This window comes from Pedobacter sp. KBW01, from assembly GCF_003852395.1.
Taxonomy (GTDB): Bacteria; Bacteroidota; Bacteroidia; order Sphingobacteriales; family Sphingobacteriaceae; genus Pedobacter.
The window spans coordinates 42,863-57,490 of the sequence record NZ_QAJQ01000010.1; the positions used below are offsets into that span (position 1 = coordinate 42,863).

The 14,628-nt window shown below is 39.6% G+C and carries 12 protein-coding genes and 1 tRNA gene; 6 read left to right on the plus strand and 7 right to left on the minus strand.

What is annotated here, in order from left to right; genetic code table 11:
* The first annotated feature begins 2 nt into the window (after positions 1 to 2).
* Positions 3 to 1,655, plus strand: a complete 1,653-nt coding sequence (locus DBR40_RS10880) for a sodium:solute symporter family protein (RefSeq protein WP_124559777.1) — start codon at positions 3 to 5, stop codon at positions 1,653 to 1,655.
* A gap of 381 nt (positions 1,656 to 2,036) precedes the next feature.
* On the opposite strand, the gene DBR40_RS10885 is transcribed toward DBR40_RS10880, so the two are convergent.
* From DBR40_RS10885 to DBR40_RS10895, 3 genes are read right to left on the minus strand one after another with little or no spacing between them, the layout of a single operon-like run.
* Entirely contained in the window at positions 2,037 to 2,585 is a 549-nt protein-coding gene (locus DBR40_RS10885) for a DUF5018-related domain-containing protein (RefSeq protein WP_199748318.1), read from the minus strand.
* Between the two features lie 26 nt (positions 2,586 to 2,611).
* Entirely contained in the window at positions 2,612 to 4,480 is a 1,869-nt protein-coding gene (locus tag DBR40_RS10890) for a RagB/SusD family nutrient uptake outer membrane protein (protein ID WP_124559778.1), read from the minus strand.
* A gap of 12 nt (positions 4,481 to 4,492) precedes the next feature.
* Positions 4,493 to 7,534 (minus strand): SusC/RagA family TonB-linked outer membrane protein, encoded by a 3,042-nt coding sequence (locus DBR40_RS10895; RefSeq protein WP_124559779.1) that lies wholly within the window; start codon positions 7,532 to 7,534, stop codon positions 4,493 to 4,495.
* A gap of 216 nt (positions 7,535 to 7,750) precedes the next feature.
* Between DBR40_RS10895 and DBR40_RS10900 the strand changes: the two genes are divergently transcribed.
* The 5 genes from DBR40_RS10900 to DBR40_RS10920 all read left to right on the plus strand — a co-directional run bounded on the left by DBR40_RS10900 (position 7,751) and on the right by DBR40_RS10920 (position 11,031).
* Positions 7,751 to 8,614 (plus strand): AraC family transcriptional regulator, encoded by an 864-nt coding sequence (locus DBR40_RS10900; RefSeq protein ID WP_124559780.1) that lies wholly within the window; start codon positions 7,751 to 7,753, stop codon positions 8,612 to 8,614.
* Between the two features lie 84 nt (positions 8,615 to 8,698).
* Positions 8,699 to 8,772, plus strand: a tRNA-Pro gene (locus DBR40_RS10905).
* A 113-nt stretch (positions 8,773 to 8,885) separates the two neighbouring features.
* Positions 8,886 to 9,254: a hypothetical protein gene (locus tag DBR40_RS10910; RefSeq protein ID WP_124559781.1), complete on the plus strand. Its 369-nt coding sequence runs from the start codon at positions 8,886 to 8,888 to the stop codon at positions 9,252 to 9,254.
* Between the two features lie 781 nt (positions 9,255 to 10,035).
* The gene (locus DBR40_RS10915) at positions 10,036 to 10,404 is read left to right on the plus strand and encodes a nuclear transport factor 2 family protein (RefSeq protein WP_124559782.1); all 369 of its coding nucleotides are present in this window, start codon (positions 10,036 to 10,038) and stop codon (positions 10,402 to 10,404) included.
* A 123-nt stretch (positions 10,405 to 10,527) separates the two neighbouring features.
* A complete protein-coding gene (locus DBR40_RS10920; protein WP_124559783.1) occupies positions 10,528 to 11,031 on the plus strand; it encodes a DinB family protein in 504 nt (167 codons plus the stop codon).
* A gap of 101 nt (positions 11,032 to 11,132) precedes the next feature.
* On the opposite strand, the gene DBR40_RS10925 is transcribed toward DBR40_RS10920, so the two are convergent.
* From DBR40_RS10925 to DBR40_RS10940, 4 genes are read right to left on the minus strand one after another with little or no spacing between them, the layout of a single operon-like run.
* Positions 11,133 to 11,831, minus strand: a complete 699-nt coding sequence (locus DBR40_RS10925) for a sulfite exporter TauE/SafE family protein (RefSeq protein ID WP_124559784.1) — start codon at positions 11,829 to 11,831, stop codon at positions 11,133 to 11,135.
* Complete coding sequence (locus DBR40_RS10930) at positions 11,831 to 12,259, minus strand: FixH family protein (RefSeq protein WP_124559785.1); 429 nt, start codon at positions 12,257 to 12,259, stop codon at positions 11,831 to 11,833. Before DBR40_RS10930 ends, DBR40_RS10925 begins: the two co-directional genes overlap by 1 nt.
* Before the next feature lie 11 nt (positions 12,260 to 12,270).
* Positions 12,271 to 13,638, minus strand: coding sequence for a cytochrome c oxidase accessory protein CcoG (gene ccoG / locus DBR40_RS10935; protein ID WP_124559786.1), 1,368 nt, complete (start codon positions 13,636 to 13,638; stop codon positions 12,271 to 12,273).
* A 5-nt stretch (positions 13,639 to 13,643) separates the two neighbouring features.
* Positions 13,644 to 14,555, minus strand: coding sequence for a cbb3-type cytochrome c oxidase N-terminal domain-containing protein (locus DBR40_RS10940; RefSeq protein ID WP_233603856.1), 912 nt, complete (start codon positions 14,553 to 14,555; stop codon positions 13,644 to 13,646).
* Positions 14,556 to 14,628 lie beyond the last annotated feature (73 nt).

The following is a 14,628-nucleotide window of genomic DNA, read 5'->3' on the forward strand; positions in this document are numbered from 1 at the left end:
ATATGAAACTGGAATTTTTCGATTACCTGATTATTGCCATTTATTTTATACTGGTAATGGGTATCGGTTTAGTGCTTAAAAAGAAAATAAAAACGGGTAATGATTTTTTGCTCAGCTCGCACAATATCCCGTTGTGGATTACCTGCCTGGCCTTTATCTCTGCTAATTTAGGTGCTCAGGAGGTTTTGGGTATGGCAGCAAATGGTGCCAAATATGGTTTGTACACAATGCACTTTTACTGGCTGGGCGCTGCTTTGGCCATGATCTTTTTAGGCGTATACATGATGCCTTTTTACTATGGCAGTAAAGCCCGGAGTGTTCCAGAGTATTTAAAACTACGTTTCGACGAAAAAACAAGGACCTTTAACGCCCTCACTTTTGCCGCTATGACGGTTTTCTCATCAGGCGTTTCATTGTATGCCCTGGCCATGTTAATGAAAGTGATTTTAGGTTGGGATTTCGACCTGTCTATCTGGCTGGCTGCGGGTGTGGTATTAATTTATACTTTTTCAGGAGGTTTAACAGGTGCAATTTACAATGAAGTGCTGCAATTCTTCCTCATCATTATTGGCATAGCGCCATTGGTTTACATCGGTTTAGATAAAGCTGGAGGGATTGACGGTATTCTGCAGCATGTAGATGCGGCTAAGCTCCATGTTTGGAAAGGTCTGGATAGCACGGCCAACAACCCGATGGGGGTAGATGCCTTTAGTATGGTTTTTGGTTTAGGCTTTGTTTTGGCTTTTGGCTACTGGTGTACCGATTTTTTAGTAGTACAGCGCGCCATGGCCACCCGAAACCTGAACGAAGCGCAGCGTACACCTGTTTTGGCTGCCTTCCCTAAAATATTAATGCCTGCCATTGTAATTCTTCCCGGTATTATTTTGCTGGCCCTGCAAGGTCAGTACAGCGGTTTTGAGTTGCCGGTAAATGTAAACGGCGATAAAGATTACAATATGGTACTGCCTTTACTCTTACAAAAGCTTTATCCCACAGGTTTACTTGGCCTGGGCATTACTGCTTTAATTGCTTCTTTTATGAGTGGCATGGCTGGTAACGTTACCGCTTTTAATACCGTATTTACTTACGATATCTACCAAACACACATCAAAAAGAATGCTTCAGACCGGCACTATTTAATGGTAGGCAAGGCTACTACTATTGCCGGCATCCTGATTTCTATTGCCACAGCTTACGTAGCCCGGGGCTTTAATAGTATTATGGATTTGTTGCAGCTCGTATTCAGTTTCGTTAATGCGCCGTTATTTGCCACTTTCTTTTTAGGCATGTTCTGGAAACGTAGCACTGGCCATGGCGCATTCTGGGGCTTGCTATTAGGTACAGTTGCTGCGGCTGTAACCCATGGTTTATCAGTTGCCGAGGGCAAAGGAGGCTGGCTGTTTCATGCGTTCGATTTTTATTCCGCAACCGGGCAAGCCTTTACCATTGCATCAATCTCCTTTATTGTGTGTATGTTGTTTACCATTGCCATCAGCTTATTTACCAAAGCAAAAGATGAAAAAGAACTGGTTGGCCTGGTGTATAGTTTAACACCTAAACAAGATTTAAAAAGCAAAACCTGGTATACTAATCCGCTATATCTGGGCATGATTGTGCTTGCCATTACCTTGTTTTTTAATATACTCTTCTTTTAATTCGCATAAGTTATTGGTTATTAACATCCGTTAAATAGGCCCATAACTTAAAACTCTCCCAGCTGCTATTTAAAAGTACTTCGGAAGTAGAAAAAATACACTCCGAAGAACTAAAATGTCGTTCCGTACCTTGCTAATACACCCGGAGATACTCAAAGGCACTTCTGTTGTAGTAAAAGATAGTTCTGTAGCGTAAAACTGCAATATGGGATTATTAAAAAGTATTTCACTTATACTAAAAGGGCCCAGGCAGTATCCACTGCTGGGCCCCGTTCACTAACTAACTATCTAAGTCTATAAGGCTTTTATTTTTCGCTGGATATAGTTTTTTAAAATACTAGCGTTTAAAAGTGTCTTTTTTAGGGACTGTAAAAGTTCCTCTTAGAAACCTTTAATTGTTCTTATCACATAATCTTTTGAAGAGCCATCTGCAGCAGTAACACGGTAATAACGATCTTTTGAGAAATCTGCAGGTGTTCCAAGTTTTGGAGCATCTTCCAAAGGCGTTACCATAGATGCGTCTGGAACAGTAATGTAGACCCATAACTTATTCAATTGGTCGTTTGCTATTAAAGTTTGAAACTTTGCATACAAATCTGCTTTGGTTACCTTACCGGTAGGGCCGGCTTTCAGTACCGAATTTGCATCATAGGTAAGTATTGTACTAAAACCAGTTTTGCCGTTAACAGTTATTGGTGTACTTACTTTTTTAAATACAACTTCGCAAACGCGATCCTTTAAGTTTTCCTGATTAGGAGTTCCTTCTTTTATCACATCATCATATAAAAATCTGTAGGTGTAATCTACTGTAGACAATGTATTTTGATTGGAATTTTTTAAATCTTCCATCCCACGCTTTAGACATCCGGTAGATACTGAAATAACTACAAGTGCAATTATACTTAAAAACGATTTTATAATCTTTTTCATCTTTTTCTCATTAATTTGTTTCAAAATCAATCCCATCCTGGATTTTGTGCAACACCAGATTTTAACCTGAATGTTTCATTTATTGGCAATAAATAACGTTTGGCAGTAAATTTAGCTTCACCAACCACATTGTTATCAGTAAAAAAGCTATAGCTGTTGCCATCTCGGGCAATTCGAATACCTCGCAGCGGACCTGTTAAATCGGGTATAATATAGCCTCCGGTTGCATATTCTCCGTTTTTAACACCACCACTGGTACGCATGCCCCATCTCAACAAAGACCAGTAGCGATCATTGTTTTCGTATACCATTTCTACATTTCTTTCTCTTTTATATGCCTCAAATAAAGTATTTCCCCAAACATTGCCCGATAAGGGAGCCAAATAGGCGTTGGCTTGTGCCTCATCAAATCCACCATGTTTAACCATCGTCGGAACCATATATTTTTTAGCATTTATTAAATCACCTTTCATTAAATAGGCCTCTGCCATATTTAAATAGGCCTCTCCATATCTCAGTACGCTATAACAATAATCTAATTTTTGATCGCCAGGACTTGGCACACTTAAAACATGGGTATAAAAGTATTTCAACATGCCATACCCAGTAGAAGAGTTATAATTCTCTGTGTTTCCAGCTACGTAACCATACTCTGCCTGAGAACCTTCGTTTATTTTACTGTTGGCGTTGCTAACATTACCATCTCTTCTAAAATATACTTTAACCTGATCGTTAAAATAGGTACAACCATCATATAGAATAGAAGAATAAAATCTTAAATCTCTCTTTTTGGTAGCAGTAAAATACATTTTTTCGTCTACGCTACTGCCGGTGTTTACATAGCTAGCATTTTGCCATGGTTTAATCGTTCCGTCTATATCTTTAACTAAATAATCATCAACCAAATCTTGTGTTGGCCAGGCTCCGCCATCCATTCCCCAAAAATTCATGGTAACCGAAATAGGAAAGTTTGTTTTTGCGTAAGTAGAAAATTTGCCCGTAGACCAACAGCCCTGATATTGCATTGGGGTATCGTATAACGAAGAGTTGATTTTATTCCGCTCAAATGATAAAATAATTTCTCTTGAGGCAATGGCAGTTTCATACTTTCTAAACATATCAAAATACGGACTCAACTGACTACCAGTTGCATTTAAACCTAGTGCTGTACCGGCTGAAATAACCTTATCATAATAGGTACTGTTTGCAGTTCCACCATCTACATAAGCTGCTGCCTGTAGGCTAACGCGCATTAATAAGGCGTTGGCAGCCATTGAGGAAGCTCTTCCACGTTGACTTACCGCAGGTAGATCGGTAGCTGCTTTATCCAAATCACTAATGATGAAATCGTAGGTTTCCTTTGTTGTTTTTCTTGGAATCTGTAAATTGTCTTCTTCAGATAATTCGCGATCAATTATTTGTAAGCCACCATATTGTTTAGCGAACATAAAATAGTGTGCTGCGCGTAGAAAATACAGCTCTGCCAATGCCCGTTTTTTATAATCTGCTCCAAATGAATTACTGGCCTGAATGTTTTTCATTGCCGTATGTATTTTCCACAAAACACTATAGCTCAACCAGCCATAATTATCGTTTTTTGTCATCAAATCTGCACGGTCTTTTGACCAATAAGCACTATTTAATGTTCCGGTCATTGCATTTTTTGTTGAACTTTCTGACCGGGCTGCGTTACCCGTGCTGTAAGCAGATAACCAGGTATTATTGCCTAGCACATCTGCATATATCTGATAAATAAAAGCGGTGGTTAAATTTTCACTTGCCCAGGTTTGTTCTCCTGTTATTTTATCGTAAGGTTGGGTATCGAGAAACTTTTTACACGATAGTGGAAGCAAAGCTGCAACCCCTAAAACCCAGATTATAATATTTTTTTTCATTTTTATATAGATTTAAAAACCTAGTTGAAAGCCTGTTGAATATGTTCTCATCATCGGATATGCGTAGCCATCAAAACTGTTTGCTTCAGGGTCGCCGTATTTTACTGAGGGGCCAAAAGCGAACAAATTCATGCCCGATACAAATAAAGACAGGTTGCGGATCCAATTTTGTTTGTTAAGAACGGCGTGTTTAAAATCATAGGATAAAGTGACAGATTTTAACCTCACATAGGTAGAATTTCTAGCCCAGAAATCAGATGATGCATAGTTGTTGTTATCGTTTAAAGATGCATTTCCTGCTCTTGGAAATGTAGCGTTAGGATTGGTGGGTGTCCAAACGTCAGATTGGAATTGAAAATCCAAACGTCTTTCACCTTCAGCACCCATTGCCGCACTTCCCATATAGGTTTCTCTTGAACCCGTACCTTGAATGGTTGCTGCAACAGATAAGCCTTTATAGTTTGCACCCAAATCTATTCCGTAAACAAAAGTTGGAGAAGTGTTATGTCCAAATCTTTTTTGATCTTGTCCGTCTATTTTTCCGTCGCCATTTACATCTTCATATTGTAAATCTCCGGGTTGAAGATCTCTTGAAGTGATACGCTTTGGACTGTTGAGTATGTCTTGTGCATTGGTATAAAATTTAGCGCCAACATAGCCCGTTCCAACATAAAATTTCTCGTTTCCTTGTGCCCGTATACGTGGGTTGGCAAGTGTAACACTATCTTCGTTGGTTTTAAAAGCAAAAGATCTGTAATAAGTGAAATTGAAACCAGCATTGAAATTAACGCGACCAATATTAGTTTTATACCTTAAACTTCCATCAATGCCTTCAATTCTATCTTCAGCCTGCGATACTACAAGCGGTAAAGCATATCCAATGGGATCGGTATAACGGAAAGCTGCAGAAGCGAGGTAACCTTTAGTTTTTTCAAAGAAATAATCGACAGAACCTTCGAGTTTATTCTTAAACATAAAGAAATCTAAACCCGCATCATATTTTGTTCTATCGAACCAGGTGATGTTGACACTCGGGGTAGGACCAGGACTAACCGTGTTTTGTAACTGGCCATCAACTACATAAGCATTTGTGTTATAGTTGTAGGTTGGTAGGTAAGCATAGGCAGCATGATCTGCACCATTTATACCCACCTGACCATAAGAAGCCCTTAATTTTAAGAAATTAAGCACATTACCATCTTTTATTTTTTTGAAGAAACCTTCTTCAGAAATTGCCCATCCTGCAGATACGGATGGAAAGAATCCCCATCTTTTGCCATTAGGGAAATTGTCAGATCCATCATAACGACCAGCAAATTCAATAAGGTATTTTCTATCGTAATCATAATGGAAACGGCCAACATAGCCCATCCATGCTTGTTCACCTTCTGTGTTCGATGCCGTAATTAATGAGGCATCTCCTTTCTGAATTTGTTTAATTTCGGTAACTGTAAAACCTCTTGTACCCGCACCAAGTGTATTGCTGTAGGTGTGCTGCTGCGTTTGAACTACTGTAGCCTCAATATTATGTTTTGCAAATAAGGTTTTTTTGTAATCTGCTCTTACGTTAACATCGAACCTGCTTGTCAGATACGAAGATCTGTTAACACCAATGTTTGCCGGTATTTCCTTTGTTGCATTACCAGCCTCATCAAAATATGTAGCTGTTTGGATCCAGTCAACCCGGTCTAGCGATTCAATATTGTAATTTCCGTTGAAGCCGAAACTTAAACCACTCACTCCGGGCACTGTCCAGGTTAATTGTGCACCCAATTGATTGTAAACAGTTCTTAATTTAATATATCCTGGACTGAGTAGCTGAAGTGCCGGATTATCAAATTGATTGGAAATATTGCCAGCTGCAGTAAATGGCTTTTCAAAAGGATTTCTATCTCTTAAACGTGAAAATATTGTTCCAGCCCCTGCCGGTGGATATTTTTCGTCGGTTAGTGTACCATTGATATTAAAATCAAAAGTTAAACCAATTTTATCAAATGTTGTACCTACGTTCGATCTATAGTTGTAACGATCATAATCTAAGGAGTTAAATTTATAAATGCCTTGTTGCCCCAGTTTATTCAAGCTTCCTGAAAATCTCAACTTCTCAGTACCACCATTTATAGTAATGGAATGTTCTGCCTGAGGAGCAAATTTGCGTAGTAACGCGTTTTCCCAGTTGGTGTAATCAGATAAATGTTGTTTAATATCTTCTAACTCTGCCTGGGTTTTAAAAGAATAAGTTCCTTGCCCCAAGGCCTGGTTAAGGTTATTAATGGCTACAGCATGTTGGTAAGCATCAAACCGTTTCGTAGGGTATGAAAGCATATTGAACGCAAAATTTGCCTGATAGTCAATTTCCAGCTTACCGGCTTGTCCTTGTTTAGTGGTAATTACAATAACTCCATTACCCGCGTTCATACCGTAAACCGCAGTCGAGGCGCCATCCTTAAGTACAGTTAAGGAGTTTATATCAGCTTTATTTAAGGTTAGAAAACGTGCTCGTGTAGAAATAAAACCATCTATAACATACATTGGCTCGCCATTACCTCTGATCGATATACTTGCGCCGTTTTGGCCAGGCTCGGCACTTCCTTGCTGAACAATAACACCTGGAATTCTTCCTTGTAAAGCAGTTCCCATGTCTCCAACCGGCAAAGTTTTTACGTTTTCGGGGTTTAATGTTGATACAGCCGTAGAATTTTTTCGAACGTTAGTAGTTCCGAACCCTACCACTACAACATCATTCAAAGCATTTTTTTCATCTTCGCTTAATGTAATGTTAAGTCCTTTGGGATCATTTGCTGCTACTTCTATTGTAGCAAAGCCGACAAGACTAAATCTTAGCCTTGCACCCGTTGGTTTCGGGATTTGAATAATGAAATGGCCCTCATTATCGGTTGTTACGACAATGTTCTGCCCGATTACCCCCACATTAACGCCTGTGAGCGGTTCTTGCTTCGTATTTCTTACGGTTCCTTTTACAAGCATTTTATCTTGCGAAAACACCGCGGAGGATAGAAATACAATAAAACAAATTAGGAAAATTTTCTTCATACAGTTTATATTGTTTTTTGGTTAAAAAAAACTCCGATAGCTCTAGTACAGTTTATACCAGAGAATCGAAAGTTTACTAATACTAAAAGTACGGGCGCCCCAATTCCTTTTGTAAAACTATAATTGTAAAAACCTAAACTTTTTTACCTCGAATAGGTGTATTTTGCTATTTATCATTAATTTAGTTTACTTGTAAGGGCTTAATTCGAAAATTTTATGAAATCTGAACTGATTAATGTCAACCATTCAGGAGAGAAATCTATCCATATTAAACATATTGATAATAACCGGCTTATATCATCCTTCCATTTCCACGATTTGTGCGAATTGGTGTGGATTGAGCGGAGTCAGGGCAAACGGATTGTTGGCGATCATATCGGGAATTTCGAAGATGATGACTTGGTATTGATGGGGCCAAACCTGCCACACATTTGGCAGAACGATAAGAGTTACGAAGATATGGACGATAAAACAGTCAAATCGGTTGTTGTTTATTTCAATGCCGATTTCTTCGACACCTTAACCGATGATCAGGAGGTTTTGCGACAGGTAGAAGACCTTGCTTCGAGAGCTGCACGGGGAATGGTTTTTGATGAGGAAACCACTTACAAGGTAAAACCAATTTTACTGGGCCTCGCTAATAATGATGGTTTTGGGAATATTATTTCGGTAATCGAAATCATTAAAATACTGGCTAAATCGAAAGATTACAGATTCCTTTCGAGCGCAGCCTTTAAGAACCATTACGATGAAAAAGATAATAACCGCATTAATAAGGTTTACCAGTTTTTAATGAAAAATTTTCATAACGATATTCATCTCGAAGAGGTGGCCGAATTATGCAACATGACACCCAATTCTTTTTGCCGTTTTTTTAAAATGCGGGCGCAAAAATCGCTCACCCAGTTTATTAACGAAATCAGGATTGGCCATGCCTGCAAGCTCTTACAATCAGAAGATAACAGCATAACCGATGTATGTTATGCCAGTGGCTTTAACAACCCCACTAATTTTAATAAGTTTTTTAAGACGATAAAGGGAATGAAACCTTCCGAATACCGGAATATGCTGCGGAAATAAAAAAAAATAAAATATCTGGAGACTGCTCTTGAGATTTTCGTTCCGGATGTTATCTTTGTTCGTTTTTCAGATCAAATTGATCAACGGGATGTAGCGTAGCCAGGTATCGCGCCAGCATGGGGTGCTGGAGGTCGGAAGTTCGAATCTTCTCATCCCGACATAATTAAAAGCCTTTAAATTAATTTAGAGGCTTTTTTGTTTTTGAGTAAATTGTGTGTTCCTCAGTGGGGGGATCGCAATAAAAGCAGGTTTCTAAGTTGTAAATAGAATAATGGGAAGAGAAAATATTATAATTACAGGTAGGTTTCCATCATCTGATTTCTCTTTACTAAGAGAGGTCTTAAAGTTTGATGTATTAAATAAGTTAGAAGTTATTCTTTATTGCCTTTATTCAGAATATGAGATTCCATTAGGAACTATTTTTAATCGAATCGAAAATATGAGCAATCAAATTGTCTTTGAAGGACAAATTGAATTAACAAATGTAACAGAACAATATTTAAAACCTTTTGATTGTATACCAATGGGGTGGGCGACAATTTGTAAATTTAAGTTCCAAGATCAAATTCCTTTGGCTTTATTTGAATTACCTGAGGTATCATGGGATGAAGCTGTTTCTTCGCTTAGATTCAAAGTATAATCTCGTTAGGGGCATTAATCCCGACTCTATTTGTTTTTTAGAGATCCTTAGCTTTGCTCAGCATGATGGTTTGCTAAGGTGTCTTAGTTGTCTAAGGTGGTGAAAAAAAATTGTTGTTGGAGGTGTAAAGCAGATTTATTGCCTTAACAAAGGCACATTCAGGCCATTTCTTAAGCAAGTGGCAATAATACTTGCGCCAGTATGGGTAGCCTTTGCCTTATAATATCCTTACTTCCGCGTTTGTAAAAACAAGATCGCCCAGTTGCCCATCAATTTTAATAATTCCATTTTGGATAGCTATAATTTTTGTATATTGGTTTAAACAAAGGGATGATGACCCAATTTAATCGATCTGATTAAGAGTCCAAAAAAAACATCACAGCACCCCACCTTTATTCCACATTTACTCCACGTTAAGGCCACCTTAGATACCTGAGGGCATTTAAGGGGATGGTATTTAATCTTTTAGAGATGCTTCGCTATCATTGACAGACCCAACAGAAGAATCGTCATTTCGACTGAAGCCAGCCGGTTTTTCACCGGTAGCGAAACGGAGAAATCTATAGAGACAGATTTCTCGGCTACGTTGCACTACGCTCGTAATGACGACCCTGAATGGGCTGTTATTCATATTGATTTTTATGAAATAAATTGACCCTAAGCGTGACAGTTTGCTAAAGTGTTCTTAGTTGTCTAAGGTGGTGAAAAGATTTTTTTTAGCTGTAGGTGTAAAACAGGTATTTTGATTAGCGCTTTCATATCTTTAGCAGAAAAAACAGCTATGGAAAGTAAAATTCTAAAGTTAGAAGAACAGCTTGTTGCCGCCATCTTAAGTAGTGATGTGGAAGTATTAGATGAATTACTTCACGATCAACTGGTATTTGTTAATCACCAGGGGGTAACGCTTTCCAAAAAAGAAGATTTGGCTCCGCATATTAGCCAGGATTTAAAAATTACCAGTTTAGCGGTTTCAGATCAGCAGTTGCATACGTTCGGAGATACCGCTGTTGTGTTAGTTACAAAAGAAATCGAGGGTAGCTATCTGAACCAGCCGTTTGAAAGCAAGCTGAAGTTCACCAGGATTTGGAAATTATATGAGCGGGATTGGAAGGTAATCGCAGTAACCAGTGTGCCACTACATGTAGAGTAAAAACGCAGCATGTCGGTTTCTGAGCAGATCCGGCCATGCAAATATTTTGATCTTTTGTATGCTCAAAAATCAAGCTCAATCCAAAATATTCCTTATTTTTATATACAACAAAACATTATAAAAATGATGAAACAAGCATTAATTGGTGAGTTTATGCATGAAGCTGAAAACACCAGAAAGTTATTATCAATAATTCCAGACAGTGCATTGGAATACCGTCCGCAACCACACCTTTGGTCGGTAGGTCAGCTGGCCTCGCATATTGCCGAAGTGTACAACTGGTATGGGCCTACATTTGATCTGGACGATTTTGATATGGGCTCTTATAAGTATGATAAAGGTGATATCAGTAAAGCCGCTAATATCCTGGCTAAGTTTGAAGAAAATGTTGCCAGGGCAAAGACCGTAATCGAAAACTCAGATGAATCTAAGTATATGAATACTTGGACAATGTCGGCAGGAGGTAGTCCACTTATGCCAGCAATGCCGAAGATTCAGGTAATCAGAGGATTTCTTTATAATCATTTGTACCATCATCGGGGAGAGATGATCTCACATCTCAGGGCAACGGGAAATAAAGTGCCAGCGCTGTATGGCCCTAACTACGAAGAATCGCAAGCGTTCTAAATTTGGTGAAACAAGACTGATATTTGCAAAAAAAAAAAACGCTATTCGAGGCTGTCAAAAAAAAATGAGACAGCCTCTTTCTTTTTAAATCTTTTAACTGATTAACGACAAAGTACCGTTCCGTTAAAGTGTGTGCCCATGTTGGGCGAAATAAAAGGGATACCCAGCTCAGCGGAACGGAGCAAAAGCAATACCCCCATAAAGAACATAAACCAGGGGATAAGCCTTTTGGTATTAAACCTGATGTATTTTTTAAGGTAAATACCGCCCAGCGAAATCATCATCAATAAAGGCGAAGTGCCTAAACCAAAAAGGAACATAAACTGCAAACCACTACTTACCGATGCGCCGTTAACAGCCGTAGCCAAAGCTAGGTAAACCATACCGCAGGGAATAATACCATTGAGCATACCCGCCATAAATTGCCAGAAGGGTAGGCCCATGAGTTTGCCCATCAATTTGGCAATGGGATGAATTAGTTTAAACTGAACTGCGCTGAGCTTTTGGCTGTAAGCTGCCCGCATTTGCAAAAGGGTAAACACAATTAATAGCAAACCGATGCTAATGCTGAGTGCTTTTTGGTTAGCTACCAGATTAAAGGTGCTGCCGAGCCAGCCAGCAATAGCTCCCATCACTGAATAGGTAAAAAACCTGCCTAATTGGTATAGCAACAAGCCCCAGGCCGCTTGCCAGCTGCTTTTCTTTTCGAGGGGCATAGAAAGCATCAGCGGGCCGCACATTACGGCACAATGCAGGCTTCCGAGTAAGCCCATTAAAAATGCAAGTGGCAGGTTGTTCATTACAGGGCGATACTTTTTTTATACTGGTAATGTTTGTGCTTGCTTTCCCATTTTAAATCGAGGTACCACAGGCCCTTATCCGCAGGTTTCCGTTCCAGTAAAATGAGGTGATCATTACCAATGGTATTGCCCACCTGTTTTTTATCGGCTTTAGCGTTGGAGGGCCGCATTAATACCAGTGCGTAGCTGGCACTGTCTTTTAACCGGATAATTACCTGACTGGGATTTACAGTGATTACTGGTTCGGCATGATCGGAAAAGGTGTTCGCTTTTAAACGGTATTCTTCTTCGTAACGGAGCCCTTTTTCGTAATAGTTGCTTTCTACCAGTGTATCATTCCCCTGTTTGCTGAGCATGTAAGCACCCAAAGCCAGTATAAAAACTATAAATGCGGCCATGGTGAGCATAATTTTATTTCCCCAGTTCATATCGTTTTTGTTTAATTTGGATTGGCAAAAAAGCTGGTAGCTGCGGTGCTGATTGTTTTTTTATCGGCTACTACCTCAAAAGCCACCTCAGTTTTGTAGCTTTTAATCTGTCCCGGTTTTCTGATCAGGAAAAAAGTTAATTGTACCGTTCCTTCTTTAGGCAGTAGGGTTTCGCTTTGGATAAACAAAATACTATCGGTTTTATTGGCCGATTTAAAGCTAAAGCTGATATCGCGGTTGGTTTTGTTAATCAATTCGGCATTGTAAAGATTGCTGATGCTGCCATCGGCACGGGTTTGATACAAAGTACCGCTTGCCCTTAATACCGTGGTTTCTACATTTTGCCTGTTGTAAATGAGCGATGAAAACAAGATCACGGCTACAAACAGTACAGCGGCATAACCATAAGCTTTTAAACCAGCTTTGAAAGGTGTGCGTGTTTTAATGAAATCGCTGTTGTAAAAGCCAATAAGGCGTTTGGGTTTGTTAATTTTGATCATTACCTCATCGCAGGCATCAATACAGGCCGTGCAATTGATACATTCGAGTTGTGTACCCTTGCGAATATCGATGCCAGTAGGACAAACCTGTACACAGAGGCTACAATCTACACAATCGCCTTTTAAATTACTGTTATCCTTTAACAGCTTGCCACGGGGTTCGCCGCGTGTTTCATCGTATGCTACAATTAAGCTCTGGTTATCGAGCAAAACACCTTGCAAACGGCCATAAGGACAAATAACTGTACAAACAATTTCGCGCACATAAGCAAAAACGATGTAGAAAATGGCAGTAAACAAACAGATGGAAATGAAACCCGAAATATGTGCCGATACCGGTTCGGTAATAATTTTATACAGCACATTGCTCCCGATAAGGTAGGCCAGAAAGGTATTGGCAATGGCAAAAGAAATAAGCAGAAACAACAGGTGCTTGACTGATTTTTTGAAAACCTTTTCTGCATTCCAGGCTTGTGCATCCAGTTTTTTCTGGCGTATGGCATCGCCTTCAACCCAGTATTCGATACGGCGGAAAACCATCTCCATAAATATGGTTTGCGGACAAGCCCAGCCGCACCAAAGCCTGCCCAGTACAACGGTAAAGCAGATCACAAAAAGAATAAAAATCAGCATCGCAAAGGCGAAGAGATAAAAATCCTGTGGGGTGAAAATGAGGCCGAAGAATACAAATTTGCGGGTAATGAAGTTGAGCAGCACCAGCTGTTCGCCTTTAAACTGTAAAAACGGAAAACTGAACAGGCAAAGCAAGAGTACATAACTTACCCACTTACGGTAGGTGTATAACTTGCCCGAAGGTTTCTTTGGATAAAGAAAATTACGGCCTTTGCCTTGCTGATCGGTCTTGTTTTTTTGCGGCATCTTTCTTATTTCGTTGCGGGTTCATATTTTTCACCTTGGGCTGCTTTGGCTCCTGCCGGTTTGCTGCCTTCGAGCGATAAAATATAATTGGCTACTTCGCTGATCTGTTTCGGTGTAAGCGTTTTTTCCCAGCTTATCATTCCTTTTGCCGGAACACCGTATTTGATGGTTTTAAAAACATTGTTGATTCCACCACCATGCAGCCAGAATTCGTCGGTTAGGTTAGGGCCAATTAAGCCACCTCCGGCCGGACCATGGCAAACTGCACAATTTGCAGTGAAAATGGTTTTACCCGATTCGATTACAGGCGCTGAGTTGTCGGCTTTTACCGAGTTTTCATCAACAGCATTGGCCGATTTTTGAAGGTAAATGGCTTTTTCTTCAGTCGAACGGGTCATTTCTGCCTGATACAGCTGATCCTGGTTTAAACCATAACCCCCAATGTAATAGTAGAAAAGATAGCCAATACCAAACAAAATGGTGCCGTAAAACAAAAAGTTAAACCAGGCCGGAACAGGGTTGTTAAGCTCATGAATACCATCGTAGGCATGTTCGATAACGATATGTTTTTCTTCTTCGATGGGTTTTAAACCCAGTATTTTGCTCCATATAGAAGGCTTGTGCTTTTTGGTTTTCAGCCAACTGTCGTAATCGAGCGCAGCTTCTTTTACAGGGGCATGGTAAGGAGTAGGGTTAAGCTGCTCACGGTACATCACCTTAAAAGCATTTAATAAGGTAATGGATACAACGAGCAATACCAATACAAATAAAAGCATAATCAGCAGCAGTGTTTCGGCCTGACTGAGGCCTAATAAATTTGGACCCGAACTCACTTCAACCGGCGCCACTTGCTCATCAGCTGCCAGCGCCGTTATTGCGGGTAATATCAATAGGAGGGTGATGTTAAATTTTTTCATCCGTATGTTTTGTATTTATGTTGCGAAGGTTACAGGCTTTTGTGGTGTAACCTCCGGTAATAATGGCTAATAA